The organism is Aeromonas sp. EU05-FHT14A05 (genome assembly GCF_058791175.1).
This window is the reverse complement of sequence record NZ_JBYTDH010000003.1, coordinates 54,416-78,365: the sequence shown is the minus strand read 5'-3', so window position 1 is coordinate 78,365 and position 23,950 is coordinate 54,416. Positions and strand designations below refer to the sequence as shown.

21 protein-coding genes are annotated in these 23,950 nt (G+C 64.1%); all 21 read right to left on the bottom strand.

Annotated elements, in window-relative coordinates; translation table 11 throughout:
• Positions 1-22 precede the first annotated feature (22 nt).
• On the bottom strand, positions 23-829 hold the full coding sequence (locus AC3WR3_RS05590; RefSeq protein ID WP_492291399.1) for a carbon-nitrogen hydrolase family protein: 807 nt from the start codon (positions 827-829) through the stop codon (positions 23-25).
• Between the two features lie 19 nt (positions 830-848).
• On the bottom strand, positions 849-1,436 hold the full coding sequence (locus AC3WR3_RS05585; protein ID WP_492291398.1) for a nucleotidyltransferase domain-containing protein: 588 nt from the start codon (positions 1,434-1,436) through the stop codon (positions 849-851).
• The gene (locus AC3WR3_RS05580) at positions 1,433-1,765 is read right to left on the bottom strand and encodes a Dabb family protein (protein ID WP_429109066.1); all 333 of its coding nucleotides are present in this window, start codon (positions 1,763-1,765) and stop codon (positions 1,433-1,435) included. The genes AC3WR3_RS05585 and AC3WR3_RS05580 overlap by 4 nt, the downstream gene beginning before the upstream one ends.
• 34 nt (positions 1,766-1,799) lie before the next feature.
• Positions 1,800-5,702 carry a YhdP family protein gene (locus AC3WR3_RS05575; RefSeq protein WP_492291397.1) on the bottom strand — a complete coding sequence of 1,301 codons (3,903 nt, stop codon included), beginning with the start codon at positions 5,700-5,702 and terminating at the stop codon, positions 1,800-1,802.
• Entirely contained in the window at positions 5,703-7,172 is a 1,470-nt protein-coding gene (gene rng / locus AC3WR3_RS05570; protein WP_025325452.1) for a ribonuclease G, read from the bottom strand.
• A gap of 79 nt (positions 7,173-7,251) precedes the next feature.
• The gene (locus tag AC3WR3_RS05565; RefSeq protein WP_492291396.1) at positions 7,252-7,839 is read right to left on the bottom strand and encodes a Maf family protein; all 588 of its coding nucleotides are present in this window, start codon (positions 7,837-7,839) and stop codon (positions 7,252-7,254) included.
• Positions 7,840-7,890: 51 nt separating this feature from the next.
• Complete coding sequence (gene mreD / locus AC3WR3_RS05560) at positions 7,891-8,376, bottom strand: rod shape-determining protein MreD (protein ID WP_025325450.1); 486 nt, start codon at positions 8,374-8,376, stop codon at positions 7,891-7,893.
• Positions 8,376-9,284, bottom strand: a complete 909-nt coding sequence (gene mreC / locus AC3WR3_RS05555) for a rod shape-determining protein MreC (RefSeq protein ID WP_492291395.1) — start codon at positions 9,282-9,284, stop codon at positions 8,376-8,378. Before mreC ends, mreD begins: the two co-directional genes overlap by 1 nt.
• Positions 9,285-9,325: 41 nt before the next feature.
• Positions 9,326-10,366, bottom strand: a complete 1,041-nt coding sequence (locus AC3WR3_RS05550; RefSeq protein ID WP_005308111.1) for a rod shape-determining protein — start codon at positions 10,364-10,366, stop codon at positions 9,326-9,328.
• 216 nt (positions 10,367-10,582) lie between these two features.
• Complete coding sequence (locus tag AC3WR3_RS05545; RefSeq protein ID WP_492291521.1) at positions 10,583-14,311, bottom strand: DUF6701 domain-containing protein; 3,729 nt, start codon at positions 14,309-14,311, stop codon at positions 10,583-10,585.
• A 23-nt stretch (positions 14,312-14,334) separates the two neighbouring features.
• On the bottom strand, positions 14,335-14,805 hold the full coding sequence (locus tag AC3WR3_RS05540) for an MSHA biogenesis protein MshP (protein WP_440987980.1): 471 nt from the start codon (positions 14,803-14,805) through the stop codon (positions 14,335-14,337).
• Positions 14,795-15,640 carry a PilW family protein gene (locus AC3WR3_RS05535; protein WP_492291394.1) on the bottom strand — a complete coding sequence of 282 codons (846 nt, stop codon included), beginning with the start codon at positions 15,638-15,640 and terminating at the stop codon, positions 14,795-14,797. Before AC3WR3_RS05535 ends, AC3WR3_RS05540 begins: the two co-directional genes overlap by 11 nt.
• A complete protein-coding gene (locus tag AC3WR3_RS05530; protein WP_492291393.1) occupies positions 15,640-16,215 on the bottom strand; it encodes a prepilin-type N-terminal cleavage/methylation domain-containing protein in 576 nt (191 codons plus the stop codon). The genes AC3WR3_RS05535 and AC3WR3_RS05530 overlap by 1 nt, the downstream gene beginning before the upstream one ends.
• Positions 16,202-16,684 (bottom strand): pilus assembly FimT family protein, encoded by a 483-nt coding sequence (locus tag AC3WR3_RS05525; protein ID WP_492291392.1) that lies wholly within the window; start codon positions 16,682-16,684, stop codon positions 16,202-16,204. The genes AC3WR3_RS05530 and AC3WR3_RS05525 overlap by 14 nt, the downstream gene beginning before the upstream one ends.
• A 67-nt stretch (positions 16,685-16,751) precedes the next feature.
• Positions 16,752-17,198 carry a prepilin-type N-terminal cleavage/methylation domain-containing protein gene (locus AC3WR3_RS05520; protein ID WP_319916756.1) on the bottom strand — a complete coding sequence of 149 codons (447 nt, stop codon included), beginning with the start codon at positions 17,196-17,198 and terminating at the stop codon, positions 16,752-16,754.
• Between the two features lie 18 nt (positions 17,199-17,216).
• On the bottom strand, positions 17,217-17,876 hold the full coding sequence (locus tag AC3WR3_RS05515; protein WP_429162011.1) for a prepilin-type N-terminal cleavage/methylation domain-containing protein: 660 nt from the start codon (positions 17,874-17,876) through the stop codon (positions 17,217-17,219).
• A gap of 76 nt (positions 17,877-17,952) precedes the next feature.
• On the bottom strand, positions 17,953-18,414 hold the full coding sequence (locus AC3WR3_RS05510) for a hypothetical protein (protein WP_492291391.1): 462 nt from the start codon (positions 18,412-18,414) through the stop codon (positions 17,953-17,955).
• Between the two features lie 354 nt (positions 18,415-18,768).
• A complete protein-coding gene (locus tag AC3WR3_RS05505) occupies positions 18,769-19,989 on the bottom strand; it encodes a type II secretion system F family protein (RefSeq protein ID WP_492291390.1) in 1,221 nt (406 codons plus the stop codon).
• Between the two features lie 3 nt (positions 19,990-19,992).
• Positions 19,993-21,702, bottom strand: a complete 1,710-nt coding sequence (gene mshE, locus AC3WR3_RS05500) for an MSHA fimbrial ATPase MshE (RefSeq protein ID WP_492291389.1) — start codon at positions 21,700-21,702, stop codon at positions 19,993-19,995.
• A 129-nt stretch (positions 21,703-21,831) separates the two neighbouring features.
• Positions 21,832-22,992 (bottom strand): tetratricopeptide repeat protein, encoded by a 1,161-nt coding sequence (locus AC3WR3_RS05495; RefSeq protein ID WP_492291388.1) that lies wholly within the window; start codon positions 22,990-22,992, stop codon positions 21,832-21,834.
• Complete coding sequence (locus AC3WR3_RS05490; protein WP_139439239.1) at positions 22,989-23,879, bottom strand: ExeA family protein; 891 nt, start codon at positions 23,877-23,879, stop codon at positions 22,989-22,991. Before AC3WR3_RS05490 ends, AC3WR3_RS05495 begins: the two co-directional genes overlap by 4 nt.
• Between the last annotated feature and the right edge of the window lie 71 nt (positions 23,880-23,950).

Here is a 23,950-nt window from a genome sequence, read left to right as displayed (position 1 = left end):
GGGTTGGCAACAAGCCGCACCATCACAACAAACGGGCATGGGTCAGCACTGGCATGGTGCGTTTCAATTCGTCGACCAGCCCGGGCTCCATCTTCACCAGCACGGTGGCTGGGCCCGAATCCTGGCAGGCCAGCACCCGGCCCCAGGGATCGATCACCATGCTGTGGCCCCAGGTCTGGCGCCCCGTCTCGTGGGTGCCCCCCTGATTGGCGGCCACCACGTAGCACTGGTTCTCGATGGCGCGGGCCCGCAGCAGCGGCTCCCAGTGCGCCTCTCCGGTCACGGCGGTGAAGGCGGCAGGCACCAGCAGCACCCGGGCGCCGGCCCCGGCCAGCCGGCGATAGAGCTCGGGGAAGCGCAAATCATAACAGATAGAGAGGCCGAGGGGACCAAAGGGAGAGTCCACCAGCACGCACTCCTGGCCCGGGCTGAAGGTCTCGGACTCCCGGTAGCGGCCGTGGTTGTCCGCCACGTCCACGTCGAACAGGTGGATCTTGTGGTAGTGGCCCTTGAGCTCGCCGCCGGGATCGAACACCAGGGAGCTGGTGTGAATATGGTCGGAACCGGCGATGGTGGTGGGCATGGCCCCGGCCACCAGCCAGATCCCGTACTCCCGCGCCCAGGCGGCCAGCTGGGTCTGGATGGGCCCCTCACCCAGGGCCTCTGCCCCGTCCAGATAGCCCTGGCGCTCGCCGAACAGGGCGAAGTTTTCCGGCAGCAGCACCAGCAGGGGGCGCTCCCTGGGCAACGCCGCCAGCTCGGCGGCAATCTGTGCCCGGTTATCCTGCCAGTGACGGCCCGAGATCAACTGTATTGCAGCTAACCACATGGTTCTCTCCTTGTCCGCGTTACTCGCGGTCCACAATATTCGGGTCTTTATCCATCTCAGCCAACAGTTTACGCAGATGATGCCTGACTAATCTCCGTTGTCCCCGCTCCGCCCATTTGAGGCAATCGAACAACTCCCATACCAGACCATTACCGTCCCCCATATAGGCAGGGAAATCCCAATGGCTGGGAGCGGGCCCCGCGACCTCCAGCGCCGATAGAGAATGGGTTTTATCAAAAAGAGGCAAGTAAGGCTTGGCAAGCGGGAAACCGGCATCGTGATCAAGGATATGGATCTCGATGCTGGACATATCCAGAAAGATATAGCGCCAGTAGGAACAGACATTTTCATGTCTTCCTTGCCAACAGTGGAACACAGCACGTTCACCCACGATGGAACGTACCAGCTCTTCCCCATGCTGATGAAAGCCCGGCTCGGCCAGCAACAAGACATCGACATCAGAGACCCGGTCCGCCTTTCCTTTGGCAAGCGAACCAACCACCACCCCGGCACCAATGGCGGGATGGGCTTTGCCATATTCCACCACGGCTCGCAACAACGCGAATTGCAGCGGTGGAATCTTGCCCCAGCGCTCATCCTCCATCATGACAGCGCCCCAACAACAGCCGCATCGCCGGCCTGCAGGGTGTAATCCAGCACTATGATACGTTCCAGAACCGGGCGGAAGATGGCCTTGAGAGCATCGTGATCCGGGTGGGGAAGATAGCGCTGGCGGGCTGCCTCGTCGGCAAAGGTCATCAGCACGCTGTGGGTGAAGCCCTCGGCCCGTCCCTCCGGGCTGTCATCCCGCCCCCACTCCACCGCCAGCACGCCGCTGACCTGATGGGGGATAGCGAGGAAGGCGGCGCGCACCGCGTCTATCTGTTCGGGCAGAGTGTCCGGCTTGAAGGCGATCAGCAGGATATGTCGGATCATGGCTCACTCCTTGTGATGGTGCCGGGCCACTCGTTCAGCGCCGGGCAGGTTCGCCGGGCTTGGGGGTCAGCAGGAAGGGGGTGACCTCCTCGGCGGGCAGGTTCGGCGCCACCGCATCCACCGCCTGCTTCTGCTGCTGGTTGAGCTTGATGCGGGCGCGATCCCGACCGGCCTCGATCAGCTTGGGATCGTCCAGCGGGCCCGAGACCCGGAAGTCGATGCGGGTCACCACATCCACCACGGGCTCCAGCAGCTTGGAGAGGGCCAGCACATAGAGCCCGGTGATCGGGGTCAGGGAGAAGGCCGCCACCACCGGCAGGGTGCCGCCCAGGTTCGGGGAGAAGCTCAGATCGTAATCGAGATGCCAGCGCACCAGATCGGCGATGCCCTCGCCACGCAGGTTGCCCGCCGCCCCCTTCATGTAGAAGTCGTTGTTCTCCACCACCCCCTGCTTGATCCTGGCGGAGGCGGACATGGACTCGAAGTAGAAGCCCTTGTCGAACACGTCGCGAAAATCGAGGCGCAGCTTGCGCATCAGGGAGTCGAGGCTCAGCAGGGAGAGCAGGCGCGCCCCCTTGTCGTTGACCTCCCGCAGGGTGCCCCCCTCCAGCTGGTAATCGGCACTGCCTGCCAGGGTCGGCAGATCCAGTCGGTAGGGTACATCACGCCAGTTCAGATCCAGCGCCAGCTTGCCCGGCGCGTCGCCTATGGGCGAGGTGAAGCCGAGTCGCTTGAGCAGCAGCTCGCTGTTCTGGGTGCTGAGGTGGGCACGGGCCCGGGTCTGCATCTGGCCGGGCCGCGCCAGCCACTCGGCGCTCCCGCTCAGGGTGCTGCCGGCGAGCCGCATCTCCAACCCCTTGAGATCGAGCCGATTGGCGCCGGGCACCAGTTCCCCTTTGAGCTCCCCGAGCGGCAGGGCACCGAAGCGGCAATCCACGCAGCTGAAGGTGAGCCAGGGAATGGCATCCATGATGGCCTTGTCCTGCCTCGCATCGGGCTCGGGGCTGAGGTCGGATCCCTTGCCTGACCAATGAATACGGGCGAACTTGGCGTCGATGGGCTGCCTGTCCGTCACGGGAATGCGCACCACCCCCATCACCTCGGGGCTGTCGATCATCACCTCGGTGGCCAGGTTCACCGGCCCCACGGTGAAGTGCACCGCCTTGAGGTTGGCGCTGCCGATGTCGGCCCGGGCGAGCATACCATCGACCCACCACTCCTGAGGCAGGAAGGCGGGGCCGACCACCGCATTGCCGCTGCTCCCCGCCTCCTTGCCCGGCAACCAGCGCGTGAGCCGCGCCAGCCAGCCGGCCACGTCGGCCTGGGGCTGATTGATGGCGAGCAGCATGGGCTTGTCTTGCAGCACCCTGGCCCCGGGCTGGCCGACGTTGACCCGCACCCGGCTGAGGTAGGCCGCCCCCTCGCCGTACACCAGCCGGCTCTGCATATCCACATCGGCCCCCAGCACGGCGCGAATGTCGGCGCTGCCGTCGCGGCCCCGTGCCGTGACCTTGAGGGGAAGCCGGCCTCCGGGCGCCTTGGCGAGCGGCACCGGCAGATCCAGCCCCATCCCCTGCAGGTTGGAGTCCAGCGCCAGCTGGAAGCTGAAGGCCTTGTTCTCGGGCAGGGTCAGCCCCAGGGTCCCCGTCCAGTTGCTGCGCCCCTTGAGCATCTCGAGGGCGGGAATGTCCTGGCGCTGGCGGCTGCTGTCCCAGAGGCCCTTGAACTTGAGATCCGCCTGATAGCCGTGGGGCAGCTGCTTGCCCCGATAATCCAGGGTCAGCGGCTGGTTCCAGAGGCTGGCCTTGAGGTTGCTGAAGTGCGTGGTCTCGTTGTCATATTCGAGTCGTCCCTGCACCTTCTCCAGGGGCAGATCCAGGGCGGCGATCCTGACGCTGTTGTCATGGAAGTTCGCCTCTCCGCTGGCCTTGACCTCGCCCTTGCCATCCAGGGGGATGTCCAGCTTGACCGTGCCCTGCAGGGGGCCGCGGATCTCGATCTCCCGCAGCGCCTGACCCACGGAGCCCGCGAGGGGAGACTCCTGCAGGTAACCGCTGATGGCCTGCCCCTCCCCCTGGACCTTGGCATCCACGTAGAGGTGCGCGCCGGGGGAGAGATCCGGGATCCAGGCATGCACGGCGTCGGATCTGGCCTTGCCGAGCCGGGTGGCGCTGCTGCGCATATCCAGACCCGCGTTCTGGAACAGCAGATCGATCTGCAGGTCGGTGAGTGGCTGCCAACCGGGGAAGAACTCGTAGGTGGCCCGCTCCAGCGGCACGGCGACCTGGAAGACCCCCTGGCCCTTGTCGTAGGGGAAGTCGCGGAACTCGCCATACCAGAGCAGATCGGCCCCCTTGGCCTTGCCCCCCTTGATGGCGCCGCTCAGGTAGTCCACCAGGCCGTCGCTCATCACGGCCAGCGGATAGTAGCGATCCGCATGGGCCGCATTCTTCACGTCGATGCGGCCGGTCAGGGCGAGGAAGGGGTGCTCGAACAGATCGAGGCGGAAACGGCTGGCGAGGCTCAAGTCCTCGTTATCCAGCGCTATGTCCTGGCCGTAGAGCACCCAGCCTTGGGGCTCCCGCCACCAGTCGAGGCGCGCCGAGAGGCTGTCGACCGGGATCGGCACCTTGAAGTGTCGGGCGGGATCCACCTTGCCCTTGCCCAGGGTCAGGCGGGCACTGCCCCCGGCCGGGGTCAGCCAGAAGTCGCCGTCCAGTTTCTGCAGCCCGGGTACGTCGTGCCAGGCGCTGGTCTCGAAGCCCCTGAGCTGGCCGCTCAGGGAGAGCCCCTGCCAGTCGCCATCGGCCTGCAGCACCAGCTCCTGCACCTTGCCCTTGGGCTGGGTGTGCTTGAGGGTCTTGGTCAGCTCGGGATAGAGGCCCGAGACCAGCTGGCTCAGGTTGGCCATCTGGTTGAGATCGATGGCGGGCACATAGCCCTGGATGCGGGAGCCGACCCGCTCTAGCTGCAACCGGCTCTGCAGCCAGGTCGCCCCGTCGAGCTTGAAAGTCACGTCATGGCTGGCGAGCTGCCACTCCTCACCGTCGCGCCGCAGCTGGATCTTGCCCCCCTGCAGATCGAGCCGGTGCGGCTCCCCCTTGACCTCGTCCTTCCAGATCAGGTGGTTGTTGCCAAAGGCCAACAGGGAGTTGCCGAGCCTCCCCCCCTCGAACTCGCTCCACAGCTGGAAGTCGAGCTGGCCGGTCACCCTGGGTTCGCCGGCGTGGATCCGCGCCAGCATGGGGCTGATGTCCAGCTCGCTGGCCCCCAGGTAGAGCTGGCCCTTGAGCCTGTCGAGGCGCACTTGTGGGGCATCCACGTCGATGATGAGATCGATGGCGCTCTCGCCCACCCCGTTGATGAGATAGGCCTTGCCCACCCCCTGATGGCGCTTGCCGCGATTCTGCCAGCGCAACTGGGCGATGTTGAGGGCGCGCACCTCTCCGAGCGCCGTGGTCACGCTCAGGCGGCTGTCATGAATGTCGAAGGTGGAGAGTTGGGTCAGCAGGAAGCGCAGCAGGGCCCGCTGCTGATCCGGGCTCTTCTCGCCGGTCGGGGCGGCCGGCTGCGCCAGATCCAGCGCCATGTCGCCGTCGCTCAGCAGCAGCTGGCCGAACACCGGTTTCCAGTCGTTGAGGGAGCGCCAGAAGTCGAGGTGGGCCCACACCTTGCCAAGGCGCAGGGAGAAACGCCCCGAATCGGGGGCGATGGCGAGCCCTTGCAGCTCGAGAGCCGGGCCGCGCTGGGTCCAGCTCAACCCGACATGCTCGACGCTCACCTCCAGCTGGCTGTCGCCGAGCAGGGTGGCGATCAGCGCCTGCCTGTGCTGGTTGAGCAGGGGGCCGCCAAGGCGTACCACGCTGACCAGGATGGCCAGCAGCACGAAGAAGACCCCGAGGGCTAACCAGCCCCGACTCAGCCAGCGGTAGATCAATTACATCATCACCACATCGAATTGTTCCTGCCCACAGAGCGGCTCCGTCACCACCCTGACCTGCTTGCCGATGAAGACCTCCAGCTCGGCCAGACTGTGGGACTCCTCCCCCCGCAGGTAATCGGCCACCGAGGGGGCCGCATAGACGGTGAACTGATCCGCATCGTAGGCGCGGTTGACCCGGATGATCTCCCGCAGGATCTCGAAGCAGACCGACTCCACCGTCTTGACCCGGCCGCGCCCCTTGCACTCGGGGCACTCGGAGCAGAGCACGTGCTCCAGGCTCTCCCGGGTGCGCTTGCGGGTCATCTCCACCAGCCCGAGCTGGGAGAAGCCGTTGACGTTGGTCTTGGCCCTGTCTTTGGCCAGCGCCAGCTCCAGGCTGTGCAGCACCCGGCGGCGGTGATCCTCGGACTGCATGTCGATGAAGTCGATGATGATGATGCCGCCCAGGTTGCGCAGCCGCAGGTGGCGGGCGATGGCGGCGGTGGCCTCGACGTTGGTGTTGAAGATGGTCTCTTCCAGGTTGCGATGGCCGACGAAGGCACCTGTGTTGATATCCACCGTGGTCATGGCTTCGGTCTGGTCGATGATGAGGTAGCCGCCGGATTTCAGCTCCACCTTGCGCTCCAGCGCCCGCTGGATCTCGTTCTCCACGTCGTAGAGATCGAAGATGGGCGACTCGCCGGAGTAGTACTCCAGCTTGTTCGCGAGCTCGGGCACATACTCCCCGGTGAAATGCGAGAGCAGCTCGAAGCTCTGGCGCGAGTCGACCCGGATCTTGTCGAGCTCGGCACCGACGAAGTCGCGCACCACCCGGAAGGCCAGGCTGGGATCCTCGTAGAGGATCTTGCAGGGCGGGTACTTCTGCTTGCGCTCCAGGATCTTGCGCCACAGGCGTTTGAGGAAGGCGGCGTCCTGCTCCAGCTCCTGCTCCCCCACCCCTTCGGCGGCGGTGCGGATGATGTAGCCACCCAGCTCGTCCACATAGCCCGCCACCGTGCGCTTGAGGCGTTCCCGCTCCGCTTCGGACTCGATGCGCTGGGAGACCCCGACGTGGGCACTGCCCGGCATGAAGACCAGGTAGCGGGACGGCAGGGTGATGTCGGTGGTGAGACGGGCACCCTTGGTGCCCAGGGGATCTTTCACCACCTGCACCATGATGTCCTGGCCCTGGCGCACCAGCTCGGCGATGTTGCCCGCCTGGAACTGCTCCTTCTCCTTGATCGCCACGCACTCGGTGTGGGGCACTATGTCGGAGGCGTGCAGAAAGGCGGCCTTGTCCATGCCGATGTCGACGAAGGCGGCCTGCATGCCGGGCAGCACCCGGCTGATCTTGCCCTTGTAGATGTTGCCCACTATGCCGCGCTTGGCCTGACGTTCTACATGCACTTCCTGCAGCAGCCCGTTCTCGACCAGGGCGACCCGGGTCTCTGAGGGGGTGACGTTCACCAGCAGTTCTACTGACATAAGTTACCTTGCCTTTCTAGTTTTGAATTCTGGCACGACGAACAACGGGTAACTCAGCAGCGAACTGCTGACGAGGGGATTACCGAGTCTGCTCGAGGTGCTGCTTGATCAACAGATCCGTCTCCAGCAGGGGCAGGCCGACCACGGCGCTGTAGCTCCCCTCGATACGGCTGACGAACTTGCCGGCTATCCCCTGGATGGCATAGGCACCGGCCTTGTCACAGGGTTCACCCGTGCGCCAGTAGGCCTCTATCTCGGCCTCGTCCAGCTTGCGGAATGCCACATTGGTGGTGACCAGCCGCACGTCGCAGCGATCCGGGGTGGCCAGGGCCACCGCCGTCATCACCTGATGAACCTTGCCGGAGAGCGCCTCCAGCATGTCCTTGGCATCGAGCAGGTCGGAGGGTTTCTCCAGCACCCTGTCTCCCAGCACCACTATGGTGTCGGCCCCCAGCACAGGCAATGGGGTCGGGGCCGTGGCCACACCGGCCATCGCCTTGTCACGGGCGAGCCGGCAGACGTAATCCTGGGGCTTTTCGCCCGCCTCCCGCTGCTCGGGCACATCCAGCCTGAGCACCTCGAAACGGTAGCCCAGCTGGGTCAGCAGTTCGTGCCGGCGGGGAGAGCCCGAGGCGAGATAGAGTTGCAGTTCGTTGTGCTTGTTCATATTCACTCAATGAGATGAGACGCAGTTACAATCCGTTGTTTTTGCTCATGTTCACTTGATATTGAAGCGACGGCGTACCTTGCGCAAGACCATAAAAATCCAGGGCCATATTAACATCGTTGTCAACGTCGACCAAAAATAGGCCAGGTTGAGGCTGGCCCGGCTGAACAGGTGCTCGGCCCAGAACACGGTGATCTTGCCCACCAGGGAGAGCAGACCGATGATCAGCGCCTGCTGCCAGAGGGAGAAGTTGCGGATCTTCTGGAACTGGAAGGCCGCCAGATAGGTGGTGATGGCCATGGCCATGGCCCGCACGCCGAGGGTGCTGCCGAGCAGCACGTCCAGCAGCAGGCCCGCCACCCAGGCGGTGCCGACGTTGGTGCGGTGCGGCAACGCCAGCGCCCAGTAGATTAGCACCATGGCGAGCCAGTCCGGCCTGAAGGGTTCGAATTGAAAGGGAAGCGGCAGGATCGAGAGACACAGGGCCAGCAGGATCGAGATCCAGATCCAGATCCTGCCGCTGGCGGGTTGCAGCATCAGCGCGTCGCCTCCGCCGCCGAGGTGGCCGTCGCCGCAGAGGGCGCCGCCACCGGCGCCATGGCCTCGTCGTCATGCACTTCCGGCTTCTTGTCGGTCCACAGCAGCAGCAGGTAACGCAGCCTGTCCAGCGCCACCAGGGGCTTGGCCTCGATCTGGGCGAAGGGCTTGCCCTCCACGTAATCGGATCGGGTCACGGTTGCCACCGGATAACCTTCCGGGAAGCGGCCGCCGAGGCCAGAGGTGACCAGCAGATCGCCGACCTGGACGTCGGTGTTGCGCGGCAGGTTGCGCAGCTCCAGCTTGTCCAGCTCGCCGCTGCCGGAGGCGATGGCGCGCAGATCGTTGCGCAGCACCCGCACCGGAATGCCGTGGCTGGAGTCGGTGATGAGCAGGACGCGGCTGGTGGTGGAGCCCACGTGCAGCACCTGGCCGACCACCCCCTGATCGTTGATCACCGGCTGGCCGTTATAGACACCGTCCAGCGCCCCCTTGTTGATCAGCACCTGATGGCTGAAGGGGTCGGAATCCACCGACAGCAGCTCGGCCACCATCTTGCGGGACTCCTTGTGCACAGGCGAACCCAGCAGCTCGCGCAGGCGCTGGTTCTCGTGCTCCAGCTGATCCAGCTTGAGCAGGCGGGAGCGCAGGGTGAACAGCTGCTGCTCCTGCTGCTTGGTCTGCTCGATCAGGCTGGATCGGGTCTGCACCTGGATCGACATGGTGTCAAGCAGGGTGCCTGGCGCATTGGCGATGTATTGCAGCGGGCTGACGAGGGAACTCAGATAGACGCGGACGTGCGTGAACACACCGAAGCGGGAATCCGCGACGATGGCTGCGACAGAGATGATGACGGCGAGAAACAACCGTAACTGAAGCGAAGGGCCTCTACCAAAGATGGGTTTCATGAGTCGTCAAAAAAGAGCCGGCGCTCGGCCGGCTTTGGGTCTTATTCGTAGTGGAACAGATCGCCACCGTGCATATCGATCAGTTCCAGCGCCTTGCCACCACCACGGGCGACACAGGTGAGGGGATCTTCAGCCACGACGACCGGGATGCCGGTCTCTTCCATCAGCAGACGGTCGATGTCTTTGAGCAGGGCGCCACCACCAGTCAGCACCATGCCGCGCTCGGAGATGTCGGACGCCAGCTCGGGCGGGGACTGCTCCAGGGCGACCATGACGGCGGAGACGATGCCGGACAGCGGCTCTTGCAGCGCCTCCAGGATCTCGTTGGAGTTCAGTGTGAAGCTGCGCGGTACCCCTTCGGCCAGGTTGCGACCACGGACTTCGATCTCGCGCACCTCTTCGCCCGGGTAGGCGGAGCCGATCTCGTGCTTGATGCGCTCGGCGGTGGCTTCCCCGATCAGGCTGCCGTAGTTGCGGCGCACGTAGCTGATGATGGCTTCGTCAAACTTGTCGCCACCGATACGCACGGACTGGGAGTAGACCACACCGTTCAGGGAGATGATGGCCACTTCTGTGGTACCACCACCGATGTCCACCACCATTGAACCTGTCGCTTCGGAGACCGGCAGGCCGGCACCGATGGCGGCAGCCATGGGTTCGTCGATCAGGTAGACCTCGCGGGCACCGGCGCCCAGCGCGGATTCCTTGATGGCACGGCGCTCGACCTGGGTGGAGCCGCACGGCACGCACACCAGCACGCGGGGGCTGGGGCGGAAATAGTTGTTGTCGTGAACCTGCTTGATGAAGTGCTGCAGCATCTTCTCGGTCACGTAGAAGTCGGCGATCACGCCGTCCTTCATCGGACGAATGGCGGAGATGTTACCAGGGGTACGACCCAGCATCTGCTTGGCGGCATGACCGACGGCAGCGACCGATTTGGCGTTCCCGCGCTCTTGGCGAATGGCGACAACTGAGGGTTCGTTAAGGACGATCCCTTGATCTTTTACGTAGATCAGGGTGTTGGCAGTTCCCAAATCGATCGACAGATCGTTGGAAAAGACGCCTCTGAGCTTTTTGAACATGGCTACGGGAAATCCTAAGAATTTGGAGGTGCAGAAAACCGGCTAACTTTACCAATGCCCACCCCAATGGGCAAGCGCTCAAACTGTCGCCAGTCAATCAAGCGCGACAAAAATGCGAGTCATCACTCACCCGCTCAGGCCGACAAACACTACGAAACAAGGAGATAAGACGCAGGCCCATCCCAAAGCGCCCCTCTCCCTGTCCACATATCATTTTCAGGGCATCACTTCGCGGCGATAAATAATGCGATCGTTGCCCCGGCCCAGGCCGAAAATGGCCATGCCATCCAGACTGTCAGGGTCAGAAAGCCAGAGCGGTCGCCGTCCAGATTGCAGTTCTGACTCAGGTTGCTTGCCCAGATCGATCCGGAACGGAATGCGCACAGCCCTGTCCGGGGCAGCAAACTGCAAGGTGATGACCCCATCCTTCGCCCTCTCCACCATGCCGCCGGGGGCGATCGGGCCAAGGCCGAGCCGGATCCGGGTGTCGCCATCCAGCGCCAGATCGCCGCTTCCCTCATCGAAACTCTGGCGGCCATCGGTGAACTCGATGCCCCCATCTTGCAAGGAGAAACGGGTACATTGATCCGCGTTCATGGCGTGCCAGGCACCCGCCTCGTGATATTGCAGTTGCAGCGGCACCGCCAGCCCGGCCGTGGCCACCCCTTGGCGGGTGCCGGCCTGCACCCGGCCGAAGTACGCCTCCATGGGCAGCTCATCGATCAGCCTGGCATTGCAGCCGGCGCCACTGCATGACCCAGGCTGTCCGTCGTTGAAGTCGGGACTGGCGATCAGGGTCTGCTCACCATCGTTGTCTTTCATATAAAGGCCAAACGACAGGGCCCGATAGGGGCCGTCTGGCTGACCATCGGTGCGGCGCACAAACTCGGTTGGCCCCTTGAAGTCGACCTCCCCTGCCGCCCAGGACAGCGGCCCCAGACTGCGCAGCCGGGCGGAGAGCGACACCCCATCCTTGTTGTTGGCCGCACTCAGGTAGGCATCCCCCTTGGCGAAGTCCCCTCGATAGTTTTGCGTCACGGCGCCAGCCTGGTTGCGGGCCTGGATGCGCAACTCCGTCAGGAAGGGTTGCCCCATATAGGAAAACTCACCACAGGCGGGCGCTATGTTGCCGCTCACCAGGTTGAAGTCCACCGGGATGAAACGCCCCACAGGCACGCTGGCAGCGGGCGGTATGGTGTAGTTGAAATAACCTGCCACCGGCGGGGTCGCCGTCATCCGGAACACCCCGACCTCGTTGACCGACTGGGTGACGGCATTGAGGTTGTTGCTGGCCGTGGTGGCATGGTCATAACTCAGCTTGCTGACCACCGCCTCGACCCCGGGTTTGGGCGCCACCAGAGTGCTGCCCAGCGCAATATTGGCCAAGGCGAAGTTGGGAGTCGCCTGATTACCGCTGCACAGGTCTTTGTCATCGTCGGACTGCCAGGCCACGGCCTGGATATTCAGTGAGAAGGTCTCCCCGGTTTTCTTGAATACCGGGCAGTTGGCGGCGTAGTCAGCGTTGGTCGCATTGGCGCCGCGCATACACTCTCCCTGTGGTGCCTTGATGCAGAGCCCGACCGGGCGGCTGACGAAGGTATCCGAGCCCGTCATCACCAGGCCTGCAGTGTCGCCACTGCCATCGTGGCGGGCATTAAGCCGCATCTGGCCCGCATCCGGGTAACTCACATCCTTCAGCGTGGTTTCGCCCAGCTCATTGAAATAGAGATCCATGGCAGTGGGAGTCCCCGCCGTGGTGGCTATGGCCGTCTTATCAATCCTTATCTGGCTGCCAAAGAGATTGGTGGCAGGCACGTTGTAATCACTCCAGAACGTGATTCTTTTAGTCTGCTTCTGAAAACTCGGCACGCACAGCTGGCTCGTGTTGTCCTTCCTGACCGCCGTCATCACCACCTGTTGTGGTTTGTTGGCCAGGGTATCCAGCACATCGAACACAAAGCCGCTGTCGGCAAAGCTGAGGGTACAGGCGGCATCGCTCAGGGGACCGCTGCCCGCCCGGCAAAGCGTCGTGCTAAGTGGCTTGGTGGACGGTGTCGAGCCACTCACCCCCACCCTCATGGCGCTCGCCAGATTGTTGCGCAGCTGCAATGTGGTGGTGCCACCGCTGAAATTCACGGTAGCTGTGTTGCCGCTGTAGCTCACCTGGCTGTCGGCTATCCAGCCATTGCTGCCATTTTTAAGCGGCGTCAGGACGGCGCTTACCGGGTCCATGAACAGCTGGCTGCAGCTGGCGTTGGCGCAGGCCCGGATGATGAGAGTTTCCGGGTTGCAGGTCAGGGCCTGGCCTGAGTGATCGAACTCGAAGTGATCGATCTGGGTGCCCACCGGATTGGAGTTGAGGGCGCAAATCCGGACGTTGTCGATCTGGTGGGCGTTGGTCGCATCCCCTGTGGAACCCGTCAGGGATAACATCAGATTCTCGGGAATGGCCGCCTGGCCACTCTGGGTAGCGGCATTGAAGCTGTCGATAAGGGTGCTGTAAACCCCTCCGGTATTGCGCTCCACCTTGACCAGAGACTGGCCGCCGATACGCGAGTCGATAGTCAGGCGATAGCGATGGGGGCGATTGCTGTCCGAACCGCTGTCCACGGTCGGCGACAGGCAGTTGCCGCTGGCGTTGTCAGCACCGTCTTTGCAGGTGCCCTTGAGGTAGTTGTAACCGCTGGTGCCGGAGCCCGAGCCACGCACCACCACGGACTGCTGGCGCCGCCCCTTGTTGGTCGCCCCACCTTCGCCGGAGAAGTTGCCATATTCATCGATGCCCACCCCGAGCCAGCCACCGGCAAAGCCGTTGACCCCTGGCTTGAAACCATACCCGAGGGGCCCGCCGAAGGCGCCCGGCTGGGGGGTCACCCTGGCGTCGGAGAGCACCACCGCCATGCCGTCCGCCCCGTTGCCGCTGTGGGCATACTGGTCAAACTCTATGGTCACCAGGTTGTTGGCGGCGGGGAAGAGCCGCTGATAGGTGGCCGAGGTGGATTGCTTGGGGCTGGCCTGGGTCATGCCGAGCCGGCCATTGACGATGGCGGGGGTAAAGTTGCCGCTGCTGCGGGCCACCACCCAGTTGTTGCTGAGGGTGCTGGCGGAGAAGTCGTCGCTGAAGCAGGCGAGTGGCACGGGAGGGGCCTTGTCATTGATCGCCGTGGAGCCAGTCATGAACAGGGATCGGCTGGTTGTCCTGCCGTTGATGATGCTGGAGCCATTCATGTTCAGAGTCTTATCCGAATACACCAATCCATTGATAAGACTATTCCCATTCAAATTGATATCTGCATAGCCAAACAGCAGCACTGACCCCAGGTTGTCCGGATTGAGGCGTCCATCGTTCAAAGCGGCTTGCTCATTTACAAAAATGCGCACGGCGCCCTGTGTTTCGATCACCCCTCCCTGGTTGATAGTCAAGCTGCCAATCCAGTAATCCCCGGCAGGCAGAATGACCTTGGCCCCTCCTCCTATGGCAAGGCTCTCAATCCGATATTCATTACGGGCAGAGGAGAATGTCAGGGTACAGGCGCTGTAGAGACTGATCGCACCGAACTGATATTGGCTGGTGCTGCCCATGGTCAACTGTTGCCCCGCGTTACAGTACCCTAGGCTACCATCGCCGCCGGAACTGCTCAGGAAGCTGTTATCACCCGACGTAGACATCCCTCGGATGGAGCGGTCGCTGATGGAGCAGAGCCGGCGCGAACCATTGGCGTTGTCACACCCATCCAATGGCATGCCGGAACCCTGGTTCGAGTCGCAGAAGTTCAATGCAGCACCTGCAGTGCCCGTTATTTTCGCCTGGTTGTTCTGGGTCAGCTTGGCAGCATCCTGACCAGTACAGACCGCGTTGTTATTGCCGCGGTGACCCTGAACCACTGCAGGGAAATAGGTGTCAGTGTCGACGGCTTCGAACCCACATGCCATGCCAGACAGCATTGTTAAGACCAGCAACCAGAGTCTCACGGCATCACTCCATCAAAGGCTTCCGCCACCAGGGTGCGGCTGACGGCAAAGCCCGGGTTGGCGCCCGCTGCCTCTGTGCCACAGGTGCCCAGGCTGGTGAGCCGGTAGGTGGTGCTGGTCTCTCCCCCCTGACTGGCCAGGATCTCATTGCAGCTCACCGAGACCCGGCACCCGCTCAGGCCGGGATCCTTGTCGAATGTACGGGACGCCGCCACCCTGGTGCAGGCGGCGGGCAACTCGGCGCCACTGCGATTGGGAAACAGCTGATAGAGGGCGATTTCCAGCCCGCTCTGGGCCGCCATCAGGGCACGCACCCCGCGCACCTCCACCGTATTCTTCTCGCCGCTGTCCACCAGGAAGCGGCCCATGGCCGCCGCCAGCAGGGCCATGATGACGATGACGAAGAGGGCGACCATGATGGCGCTGCCGCGCTGGGGCGCCAGCCTGCGGGGGGGCCTAGGGAACATTGAGCGTCTCCAGCTTGTGGTTGAAGAGGACGCGCTCGCCGCGCTGCTCAAGCTCCATCCGCAGTCCTACCTCGCTCTGGCTGAAGGCGGCAGGTTCACGGTAGAAATAATAGGACGCAGGGCGAATATGCTCGGCCATCAGGGCCGGCGTGCTCCCGTGAAAGTCAGAGCCAATGGCGGCGCTGGCCCGGGTCAGGGCGGCATTCATCACGCAGTAACGCACCTGCTGACGGGCAAAATAGATGCGCTGCCCCGGCGACTCCTTGGCAAAGGTGTCATCCACCGTCAGCGGCAAGGCTCCCGAGACAGAGCTCCCCACCGAAATAACCCTGGCCACGCAGTTGCCATGGAGACAACTCTCATCCAGGGTGATATTCGGATCGGCAAGGGGGTAAACAATGGCCAGGTCCTTATTCCGCTCAGGCAGCACGTCCGGCACCACTATGGTGAGCCCGGCGCTGGCCGCTGAGCCCAGATAACGGCTGGCGGTGGCGATGGGCCAGAAGCGCAGGCAGGCCCCCTGATCCAGAGGATTGCCCGCCTCATCCTCGATGCGCACCGAGCCCGGCACCGCATCGCGCAGCTCGCGGTTGAGCCGCTCCAGGGCGAAGCGGGCATCGCTCATCAGCTGCTCCCGGCGGCTGGCATCCCCGTAAATCTGGGTGCCGATGCCGATAAACTGGCTGGTAAAGGTGGCCATGACCCCGAGCAGCAAGATCACCATCACCAGTTCCACCAGGGTGAAGCCTCGTGCCCGCCCAGGTCGGACGCGGTAACGGGTTGCGGTAACAGATGCGCCATCGGACGCGGGATAACGGGAATGCGGCTTGCCCATCAGTAGTTCCCCCGGTAGAGGGTGAAAGCCAGCTCGCTCTGGTCCGGCAGCCGCACTGTCAGAGCGACGCGCTTGCCGATGGACTCGGCCCCCAGGCCCGGGCTCCCGAACAGGGTGTCCGGAGTGACGGCGATCCTGACCTGATAGTGGCGATACTCCTGGTCGCTGACCCCCTCGGCATTCGTCTGGGTAAACTGGTTGGCGTCCACCCAGTTGCCAGCGGTATCGAAATCATCCACGTCGTTGAACTCGTAGGGGCGCGTCTCGCCCCCATCCGGGCCGTAATCGGCGGCAGCAGTGCAGGCGGGATAGGTTATCGCAGGGGTGCCGACGGTCTCGGCGCAGCGAAAACGGCCGCCATTGTGATCCGAGTGTTCATCGAAGGATTTTTGCAGCACCTCGCCGAGGATCCGCTGGGCCAGCTGGGCGCCCCGCACCTGCTGCACCGGATCCACCCCCTGGGGTGCCTGATTGATGAGAAGCCCCAGGATGCCGGTCAGGGCGATGGCCAGCAGCACAATGCCAACCACGAACTCGACCAGGGTGAAGCCGCGACGGGCCTTAGGGGATCGCATGGATATACCCTTCCGGCTCGATGCGCAGCCGGGCGCTCTCCTGCCCGCTGCTCACCACCAGGTTGCAACCATTGACGCAGGTGGAGGGTGAGAGCGGACGGCCGCTGCGCTTGTCGAAAGTAAAGTTGCCTTGCGGCAGGGTGATGCCGCCGGAGGCCGTGACGACGCGCCCCCGGCTCCGCTCGTCCGCATCCCAGTTATCTATGATGGACCCGGGCGCACAACTGCCCGTCTGGGTCAGGTGAGCGAAGCGGCTCTGCTCCAGCACCAGCTGGGTGCAGCGCGCCTCCCCTTCATGCATGTTCATGGTCTGCACCAGCCGCAGCCGGGTCACCAGCTCGTCACGCAGGGTATGGGTTTCAAAGCCGCCTTTGCCCAGCCACTTGGGCACGGCAAAGGCGGCCAGAATCCCGAGCAACAGGATCACGATCACCAGTTCTATCAGGGTGAAACCCTTGGCTGTCGTCATTCACGCTCTCATCGGGAATATCGTGGATAAAGAAAAAGCGAGGCCGAAGCCTCGCTTACCAAGACAATTAATCGCAGTTCTGCAGCTCAGTTTTGAAGGGAGCGTCTTCACTGGTTGCAGCAGTGTATTTTACGGTGCAGGTATTGCCGCTGGTATTCGCAGGAGCAAAAGTTGACTCGAGAGCGGTTGCGCCAGAAGCTGCGACCCAACCATCCAGAGTCACTGCAGCGGAAATGGTATTTGCGGTCGGGTAGCCATAGATGACCTTGACACCAGTCATCCCGGTCAAGGCTGTACCACCTGCTGCAGATGCCTTTTCCTGCCCATTCAGAGCCGCCTTGCTGTAGACCAGATTGGCAGCGCTGGACAATGCAGCTTGCACGCCCTGCGCGGCAGACTTCTTGGCATCATCCTGCAGATTCAGGAACTTGGGTGCGGCGGTGACCGCCAGAATGCCCAGGATGATGATCACGATCACCAGTTCGATCAGGGTAAAACCCGCCTGCTTTTTCATTACGTTTTCCTCTGTTTATCAATTGATATTGGTAGTCACCTGGCCGGAGGCCGGGCGGTAACTGAAACTCATGTAGGCATCGGTGCTCCCTTGCGGGTCCTGATAGCGCCCATCACTTCCCTTGCTCAGGCTGTTGACCAGATAGTAACGGCAGACCGAATCCAGTCCATTGTTGCTCACCGTGGCATAGAACTTCAGGTCATTGCCACTACCGCGCACCTCGTCAAAGTTGGCAGTAGCCTTGGGAGGATTCTGCAACAAGCCCTCCCAAATATTGAGACAGCGGGCCGCCGTCAGATTGGCCGGATCCACATCGGGAGCACCGCTCGCCGCCGTGTCCATGGGATAGCCGGGGGAGAGCTCGCCGTTGCTGACCTGGCTGTCGGTCGGCGTGGTCAGATAGAAACGGGAACCGTCATACAGCACGGTATTGAGGCTGTCCTGCTTGGCGCGCCCCTCGGCTTCCCACTGGGCCCGTACCAGGGAGACCCCGGTGGCGAAACCGCCGGACACCCCTTCCACGCTGGCCTTCTTCGCCTCGTCGGTCACGTCGAGAAAACGGGGCAAGGCGGTGACGGCCAGGATCCCCAGAATCACGATGACGATCACCAGCTCGATCAGGGAAAAACCGGCCATCTGACCCTGTCCCTGGCCGGCGCTCACTCTCTTTGCTGCCATGCTGCCTCCGTAATGGTCCGCATTATTTCATGCAGATAGAAAAAAATCATGTTGCTGAAGCACTTGAGAGATCGACTCAAGGCTTCGTCAGTACCCGGCCATCACTGAAACGGTAGAACAGCCAGTGCCCTTCCCAACCAAACTCGCAGCCGTCCCCATGCGGGCTGGCGAGTGCCTGCCAGGAGGGCAACCCCGGATCCTCGGGGCCAATCAGCGTCAGCCAGAGCTGGCGGCAGTTGGCGGAGGGTGACTGCAGCGGCAGCACCGCCAGCGGCCAGCCCCGCCCATCGAACTGCCAGGCCACGCCCTCCGCATGCAGCACCTCGGGGCGCCGCTCATCGAGCCAGCGCCCGTGCAGTCGCTGGGCCCGCTCGGCAAATTGCTCCCCCAGCAGGCTCAGGCTGACCGCCAGCGCCTCCTCCCTGTGGCTGCGATAGCTCAGGGCCAGGGTGGCGATGATGGCCAGCAGCAGGACGCAGGCGATCAGCCGCCTGTAACCCCCCAGCCAGCGCTCATCCTGCTCGGACTGTCTGCTCATGCCTCTCCCGCACCTTGTCTACCACAAACAGCATGCATCACTGACCGCGCACCGCTCGCATCATGTCCCACCATCAGGGGGGTGAAGATGCTGAACCACATCACTGGCCGCGCACCGCTCGCATCATGCCCCACCATCAGGGGAGTGAAGATGCCGAGGCCTATCATTGACCCCGCACCGCTCGCATCATGTCCCACCATCAGGAGGAGTGAAGATGCTGAACCACATCACTGGCCGCGAACCGCTCGCATCATGTCCCACCATCAGGAGGAGTGAAGATGCTGAACCACATCACTGGCCCCGCACCGCTCGCATCATGTCCCACCATCAGGGGAGTGAAGATGCCGCGGCCTATCATTGACCCCGCACCGCTCGCATCATGTCCCACATGGGCGTAAAGATACCGAGCGCCAGCACCAGCACCATGACGGCCACTATGCCGATGAGGATCGGCTCGATGCGGGCGGTGAGGCTCTTGAGGTCATAATCCACCTCCCGCTCGTAATACTCGGCCGCCTCGTGCAGCAGCTCGTCCACCTGGCCCGTCTCTTCCCCCACCGCGATCATCTGCATCACCAGGGGGGTGAACAGGCCGCTGGCACCGGCGGTGCGCAGCAGGCTCTCGCCCCGCTCTATGCCCGCCCGCATGTCGCGGATCTGCCCCGCCATATAGGCGTTGTCCACCGCATCGGCCACCAGGGTCAGCGCCGTGTTGAGCGGCACCCCGGCCTTGAGCATCATGGAGAAGCTGCGGGCGAAGCGGGCCAGCAGGGAGCGCTCTATGATGGTGCCGACGATGGGCAGTTTGAGCTGCCAGCGGTGCCAGGTCAGCTTGCCCCGGGGGCTGGCGACCCAGCGGCGCCAGCCAAACACCATGCCCGCCAGGATGGCGAGCAGCAGCCACCAGTAGTGGACGAAGAAGTGGGAGGTGGCGAGCAGAATGCGGGTCGCGAGCGGCAGTTCCACCCCGAACTTGGCGAACATGCCGGCAAACACCGGGATCACCATGATATTGAGGATCACCATGGCGATGCCGATGGCGATCATCACGAAGCTGGGGTAGCGCATGGCGGTCTTGATCCGCTTGCGGGTCTCCAGTTCCAGATCGAAATAGTTGGCGAGCTGCAGGAAGGCCTCCTCCAGCTGGCCGGTGTTCTCGCCGACGTGGATGATGGCGACGAACAGGCTGTTGAACACCTTGGGATGGGCCTGCATCGAGCTCGACAGCGGCCGCCCGTTGCCGAGATCCTCCCCCAGGGCATGGAGTGCCCGCTTGAGGGGCTTGCCGTGGGCGCTCTCCTCCAGCCCGGCGATGGCGCGCAGGATAGGGATCCCCGCCCGGGTCAGGGCATACATCTGGCGGCTGAACACCACCAGCTCCTCCAGCTTGACGCTCCCCTCCAGCAGCAGCGACCAGTCGATGCCGGCCGCCCTGGCCTTGCCCGCCTTCAGCTCGGTGGGCATCACGCCGCGGCGCATCAGCTGCTCGGCGGCGGCCAGCTCGCTGGCGGCCTCCACCACGCCGCTGACGGCCTGGCCCTGGCTGTCGCGCCCCTTGTAGTTGAAGCTGCCCATGGCTTAGCCCAGATCCTCGGCCAGCCTGAGCACCTCGTCCACCGAGGTGATCCCCTCCCGGGCATAGTCCAGCGCCGTCAGGGCCAGGGGCCGGTAGTGCTCATGCTCGCGCGCCGCCCGGGCGAAGCCCTCCGCATCGTTGCGGCGCAGGGCATCCATCATGGGTTGATCCAGCTCCAGCAGCTCGTAGACCCCGATCCGGCCCGAATAACCGGTGAAGTTGCAGCTCTGGCAGCCCCGCCCCTTGCGGTAGAGGTGCTGGCCGGGTGCCTCGCCGGAGAGCATGGTGAGCCAGGTGGCCTGCCCCTGGTCCGGCGCCGTCTCGCAGGCGCAGTGTTCACACAGCCGCCGCACCAGGCGCTGGGCCACCACGGCGCGCAGGGCGCTCGCCACCAGATAGCCGGGCGCCCCCATGTCGATGAGGCGCAGGGCACTGGTCACCGCGTCATTGGTGTGCAGCGTGGTCAGCACCAGGTGACCGGTGATGGCGCCGCGCAGGCCTATCTCCACCGTCTCGTTGTCCCGCATCTCCCCCACCAGCAGGATGTCGGGATCCTGACGCAGGGTGGAGCGCAGCACCTGGGAGAAGGTGAGCCCTATCTTGGGGTTGACCTGCACCTGGTTGATCCGGGGCAGCCGGTATTCCACCGGATCCTCCACCGTGATGATCTTGTGGCTGGCCTGGTTGAGCTCGGAGAGGGCGCCGTAGAGCGTCGTGGTCTTGCCGCTGCCGGTGGGGCCCGTCACCAGTATCATGCCGTGGGGCCGTTTGAGCTGGCGCCGGAAGCGGCTGAGGATGGCCGGCGGCATGCCGGTCTCCGCCAGGGACAGTATGCCGGAGGATTGATCCAGCAGTCGCATCACCACCGACTCCCCGTACTGCACCGGCATGGTGGACATACGCACATCCACGTCCCGGCCGCGCACCTTCATGGCGAAGCGGCCATCCTGGGGCAGCCGCTTCTCGGAGATGTCGAGCCCGGCCACCAGCTTGAGGCGCAGCACCAGCGCCTGGGCGATGCGCACCTCGCTCAGTATGTTTTCGTGCAGCACGCCGTCGATGCGCTGGCGAATGCGCAGCACCTTCTCGTCCGGCTCTATGTGGATGTCGGAGGCCCCCACCTGCACCGCGTCCTCGAACAGGGAGCGCAGCAGCTTGGCCACGGTCGCCTCCCCCTCGTCACCGGCCCCGAGATTGCTGGCTCCCAGCTCGAAGCCGGCATCCTGATACTCTTCGTGCAACTGTTCGGCGAAGCTCTCTATCTCCCGGGTGCGGCGATAGAGGCGGTCGAAATACTCCAGCAACTGGCCTTCCCGCGCCACCGCCAGCACCAGTTCCCGCGGGCTGAGCAGGGCGGCGATGGCATCCAGGGCGCTCAGGTCGGCGGGATCCGACATGGCCACGGTCACCTTGTCGTCGCTGAGGTTGACCGCCAGCGCACGGTAACGGCGGGCCTGCACCTCGGGCAACAGGGTCACGGCCGAGGCGTCTATGGTGAGGTTGTTGAGATCGAAGAAGGGCACGTCCAGCTGGCGGGCGAGGAACTGCAGCAGTTGCACCTCGCTGATGAAGCCGAGATCGATGAGGGTGGTCCCCAGCTTGCGCCCGGTCTGACGCTGCTGCTGCAGGGCGAGCTGCAACTGATCATCCGAGATGATCTGCTCCTGTACCAGCAGGTCGCCGAGGCGCATTTTCAGTCTGGGTTGTGCCATTGCTACTCCGAATTCCTGATTCTGATTACGCCGATGACAGTGATGAACCGCCACCGCGTCCGATTTCGCGGCCCTCATCCCGGGTGCCTGACTCGACCCCGGTCGGTTCCCTCTCCCCCTGGGAGAGGGTCAGGGTGAGGGCGTCAGCTGGGCAATCCGCTGTTCCAGCCAGCGGGTCGATGCCTCGCCCAGATCCCCGTGCAGCTGGGCATTGCCATAGGCATCCAGCGCCCGCTGGCGGTGGCCCTGACCATCCTCCGCCACCCCCAGCCCCAGCCACCAGCGCCCCTGATCCGGCTGCTGGCGCAACAACTTGACGTAGAGCTCGGATGCCTGGGCTGGCTGACCCAGCTCCTGGGCGAGCCCCGCCCAGGTGGCGTAATAGTCCAGATTGGCGGCCAGGTCCGGCTGATAGCCGGTGAGCCAGTCCAGCGCCTTCTGGCGATCGCCGCCGCTGATGGCCACCCGGGCCAGCAACAGCCGCAGATCGGCCTGCGCGGGATCCAGCCTCAGCCCCTCCTCCAGCACCTGGCTGGCCTCGGTCAGCCGTCCCTCGCCGTAGAGCAGGCCAGCCAGCTGTTCGCGCGCCCCCTGATTGTGCGGATCATGGCGCAGCACCTGGTAATAGTTGTCCTGAGCCTCCCGCATCTGGCCCTTGGCCATGGCGGTGGTCGCCTTGCGCTCGGCCAGGGCCGCCAGCTCGGGCTCGGAGAGATCCACCGTCTCTATCTTCAGCACGCCGGGTTTGCGGGGCGGGGCGGCCACCTCCTGAGGGGCAGCCTCCTGCTCTGCGGCCAGCTCGGCATAGAGATCCGGCTGCAACTCTTCGTCGCTCGGCGTGACCTCGTCCTCAGGCGTCTCGGCCAGGGCCTGTGACGCCGGGGCCTCGTCGGCGACCTCCCCGCTCGCCGAGGCTCCCGTCTCCAGGTCGGCGGTGTCGCTTGCCCTCGCCGTTATGGCGCCATCCACCCCAACCACCCCGGAGGCGGCGGCCCCACTGGGCTCGGGAGACGCGATGGCCACCTCGGTGGCAGAGGAGGCAGGCAGCGACGGCTCGCTCACCGGGGCGAGCCGGGTCGTCAACTGAATCGTCGGCTGCGCCGTGCGCTGGCTCTGCTGCCAGTAGATCCAGGTGCGCCAGCCGAGGATGACCAGCGCCAGGGTGCACAGCAGGGTCAGCACCAGCATCCACCACCCCTGCTGACGCGCCGGCGCCACATAGACGGCGGCGCCATCGGATCCTGACTGGCGCTGCTCCAGATCTTTGAGCATCTGATTGATCACGCTCATGACCAGACTCCATAGGCCAGGGCTGCGCCCAGCAGCAGCAACAGGGGCCACCAGCGCACGAATGAGCCACCACGGGCGTCATCGGTATCGCGAATGGCGAGGCGCACCAGGGCGCTGTCGATCCGGCGCGTCCCGCGGCCGTAGGCCAGCATCAGGCACTTCTGGGCCAGCACGTTGATGAGCCGCGGAATGCCCCGGGATGCCCGCCACAGCAGGCGCAGGGCCAGGCCGCCAAACAGCGTCGCCCCGCGATAGCCAGAGACGTGCAGCCTGTGCTCCAGATAGGCCCGGGTTTCATCGCACCGCAGGGGGCGCAGGCAGTAGGAGAAGCCGATGCGCTGACGCAACTGGCGCAGGTGGGGCCTGGCCAGCCGGACATCCAGCTCGGGTTGGCCGAACAGCACGATTTGCAGCAGCTTGCTCGACTCCGTCTCCAGGTTGCCGAACAGGCGGATGGCCTCCAGGGTCTCGTCCGGCAGGGCCTGTGCCTCGTCGATCAGCACCACCACCCGGCTCCCCTGCTGGTGCAGGGCGATGAGGTGGCGATGGATGCGATCCGTGAGATCCAGCTCGCTCTCCCCCTGCACCGCCAGTCCCAGCTCCAGGGCCAGGGCGGTGCGCAGTTCCCCCGGGCTGAGGTGGGGATTGGGCAGCCAGGCCAGGCGTACCGGGCACGCCTCGGAGCCGAGCTCGCTCAGCAGCTTGCGGCAGAGCAGTGTCTTGCCGGTGCCCACCTCGCCGGTCACCTTGATGAAGCCCTCCCCCTGTGCCAGCGCCCAGTTCAGCACCTGCATGGCCTCCTCGTGGGGAGGCAGGCCGTAGTAGAAGCCGGTGTTCGGGGTCAGGCCAAAGGGCGCCTCCTGCAAACCGAAGTGACTCAGGTACATGAGGACGCCCTCTCCAGGCAGAGCTCAAAGGCTCGCGGCAGGGAAACACCGGGAATAGACCAATTCAGCAT

Bases quoted from the DNA above. Each gene is read 5' to 3' on its own strand.
- AC3WR3_RS05590 (WP_492291399.1), bottom strand. From the start codon at position 829: ATGTGGTTAGCTGCAATACAGTTGATCTCGGGCCGTCACTGGCAGGAT.
- AC3WR3_RS05585 (WP_492291398.1), bottom strand. From the start codon at position 1,436: ATGATGGAGGATGAGCGCTGGGGCAAGATTCCACCGCTGCAATTCGCG.
- AC3WR3_RS05580 (WP_429109066.1), bottom strand. From the start codon at position 1,765: ATGATCCGACATATCCTGCTGATCGCCTTCAAGCCGGACACTCTGCCC.
- rng (WP_025325452.1), bottom strand. From the start codon at position 7,172: ATGTCAGTAGAACTGCTGGTGAACGTCACCCCCTCAGAGACCCGGGTC.
- AC3WR3_RS05565 (WP_492291396.1), bottom strand. From the start codon at position 7,839: ATGAACAAGCACAACGAACTGCAACTCTATCTCGCCTCGGGCTCTCCC.
- mreD (WP_025325450.1), bottom strand. From the start codon at position 8,376: ATGCTGCAACCCGCCAGCGGCAGGATCTGGATCTGGATCTCGATCCTG.
- mreC (WP_492291395.1), bottom strand. From the start codon at position 9,284: ATGAAACCCATCTTTGGTAGAGGCCCTTCGCTTCAGTTACGGTTGTTT.
- AC3WR3_RS05550 (WP_005308111.1), bottom strand. From the start codon at position 10,366: ATGTTCAAAAAGCTCAGAGGCGTCTTTTCCAACGATCTGTCGATCGAT.
- AC3WR3_RS05545 (WP_492291521.1), bottom strand. From the start codon at position 14,311: ATGCTGTCTGGCATGGCATGTGGGTTCGAAGCCGTCGACACTGACACC.
- AC3WR3_RS05540 (WP_440987980.1), bottom strand. From the start codon at position 14,805: ATGTTCCCTAGGCCCCCCCGCAGGCTGGCGCCCCAGCGCGGCAGCGCC.
- AC3WR3_RS05535 (WP_492291394.1), bottom strand. From the start codon at position 15,640: ATGGGCAAGCCGCATTCCCGTTATCCCGCGTCCGATGGCGCATCTGTT.
- AC3WR3_RS05530 (WP_492291393.1), bottom strand. From the start codon at position 16,215: ATGCGATCCCCTAAGGCCCGTCGCGGCTTCACCCTGGTCGAGTTCGTG.
- AC3WR3_RS05525 (WP_492291392.1), bottom strand. From the start codon at position 16,684: ATGACGACAGCCAAGGGTTTCACCCTGATAGAACTGGTGATCGTGATC.
- AC3WR3_RS05520 (WP_319916756.1), bottom strand. From the start codon at position 17,198: ATGAAAAAGCAGGCGGGTTTTACCCTGATCGAACTGGTGATCGTGATC.
- AC3WR3_RS05515 (WP_429162011.1), bottom strand. From the start codon at position 17,876: ATGGCAGCAAAGAGAGTGAGCGCCGGCCAGGGACAGGGTCAGATGGCC.
- AC3WR3_RS05510 (WP_492291391.1), bottom strand. From the start codon at position 18,414: ATGAGCAGACAGTCCGAGCAGGATGAGCGCTGGCTGGGGGGTTACAGG.
- AC3WR3_RS05505 (WP_492291390.1), bottom strand. From the start codon at position 19,989: ATGGGCAGCTTCAACTACAAGGGGCGCGACAGCCAGGGCCAGGCCGTC.
- mshE (WP_492291389.1), bottom strand. From the start codon at position 21,702: ATGGCACAACCCAGACTGAAAATGCGCCTCGGCGACCTGCTGGTACAG.
- AC3WR3_RS05495 (WP_492291388.1), bottom strand. From the start codon at position 22,992: ATGAGCGTGATCAATCAGATGCTCAAAGATCTGGAGCAGCGCCAGTCA.
- AC3WR3_RS05490 (WP_139439239.1), bottom strand. From the start codon at position 23,879: ATGTACCTGAGTCACTTCGGTTTGCAGGAGGCGCCCTTTGGCCTGACC.